The organism is Mesorhizobium sp. ZC-5 (assembly GCF_025753855.1).
GTDB lineage: Bacteria > Pseudomonadota > Alphaproteobacteria > Rhizobiales > Rhizobiaceae > Neomesorhizobium.
In genome coordinates, this window is sequence record NZ_JAOWPT010000055.1 from 1 (window position 1) to 1,500 (window position 1,500).

Genomic DNA, 1,500 nt, shown 5'->3' on the forward strand with positions numbered 1-1,500 from the left:
CTAGCAGGGTGTTGAAGAAGTGGCCGGACTGCAAGCGATCACTTGCTGTCGGCTGACCACTCCATGTCATTTTTCAAATCATCGAAGCATGTCATGCAGACCCATTCATAGCAGGCACCCTTCGGGTAGTCGTCGCCGGTTGCGTAGCCTTCGTGCTCGATGTCCGGACCTTCGAATTCAGCGAATTTAGCCCAGCAAGCGGCGCAGTGGTCGTGATCCCACGTTTCGCTCCAGCGGGCGTAGCGGCGACGTTGCAATCGAAGCCCTTTGAGGTGGTTGGCGTTGTCGATCCGCCATTGCTTGTCTTGTTTGACCGTCATCTCGACTCCGCCATGAGTTTGGGCAGCCGCACCAGATTGTAGGCGGCGGCCGCGAAGGTGAAGGCCCACCCGACGCGATCGCGGCCGCGCAATTTGGTCTTCTCCTGCCCGGCGACGGTCTTGATCCATCCGAACGCCTCCTCGATGCGCTTGCGGATACGCTGGCTGACAGCATAGCCGCTATGCCTCGTCGTGCGCCCATCGATCGCCGAACAACGGCCGTTCGTGTTCTGCGCTACGTGTGGTGTTACCTTCATCGAGCGCAACTCGTTGACGAAGTCCTCTGCGTCATAGGCCTTGTCGGCGCCGAGAGTGATCGCGCGCGACCGGTCGGCGCGAGGTTCGATCATGTGCAGGGCCGCCACCCGCTCGGCATGTCCGTCGGCCAGTGTCAGACAGGCTTCGACCAGCAGGCCGTGGCGGTTCTCCATTAGCCCATGTCCCATAAAGCACAACCTGGCCTCCTTGCCCCGCCCTTTGCGGTAGAGCCTAGCGTCGGGGTCGGTGGTCGAGGCGTGCGTCTCGTTCGATCGCCTCTCGCCGTGGAAGTCCGCATCCGCATTGCGTCCGCCGCCGTCAGCCGGCGGTTCGCCGTGACCGCCGCTTGGGCCGCCCTTCGGCTTGACGCTCTTCATCGAAGCCCAGGCCTCGATCAGCGTGCCGTCGACCGAGAAGTGATCTGTGGACAGGAGCTTCGTGACTTTGGGCTGCGCCAGCACGGCCGCCAGGAACTTTGCCGCGATATCGCCTTCCAGCAACCGGGCTCGGTTTTTGGAGAACACTGAATGGTCCCAGGCTGCGTTGTCGACGCCGAGGCCAACGAACCAGCGGAACAGGAGGTCGTATTCCAGCCGCTCCATCAGAAGCCGCTCCGAGCGGATCGAATAGAACGCCTGCAAAAGCATCGCCCGCAGCAGCTTCTCCGGTGGGATCGATGGCCGTCCGATCGGCGAATACAGCGCCGCGAACTCACGCTCTAACGTCGACAGGGCTTCAGTCACGATGGTCCGGATCGCCCGCAATGGATGATTGCGCCGAACCCGGGCCTCAAGGTCCACGTAGCTGAACAGTTCGGCAGTTCGATCGTCGCCGCCGCGCACTCGTCACCTCCGAATCCCTTCGAAGCCAGTGAATCACCGCTGCGGTCCGGTGGCGAGTGCCTTTTTCAACAGCCTGCTAG

Annotated in this window: 2 protein-coding genes; both read right to left on the minus strand. The window is 62.1% G+C overall.

The window, feature by feature from the left end; translation table 11 throughout:
• Positions 1-38 precede the first annotated feature (38 nt).
• Positions 39-320 carry a hypothetical protein gene (locus OHD58_RS30455; RefSeq protein ID WP_263807303.1) on the minus strand — a complete coding sequence of 94 codons (282 nt, stop codon included), beginning with the start codon at positions 318-320 and terminating at the stop codon, positions 39-41.
• Positions 317-1,420, minus strand: coding sequence for an IS5 family transposase (locus tag OHD58_RS30460; protein WP_263807304.1), 1,104 nt, complete (start codon positions 1,418-1,420; stop codon positions 317-319). Before OHD58_RS30460 ends, OHD58_RS30455 begins: the two co-directional genes overlap by 4 nt.
• Between the last annotated feature and the right edge of the window lie 80 nt (positions 1,421-1,500).

What these genes read in the sequence shown, in the direction of transcription:
- OHD58_RS30455 (WP_263807303.1), bottom strand. Translation starts at nt 320, where the DNA reads ATGACGGTCAAACAAGACAAGCAATGGCGGATCGACAACGCCAACCAC.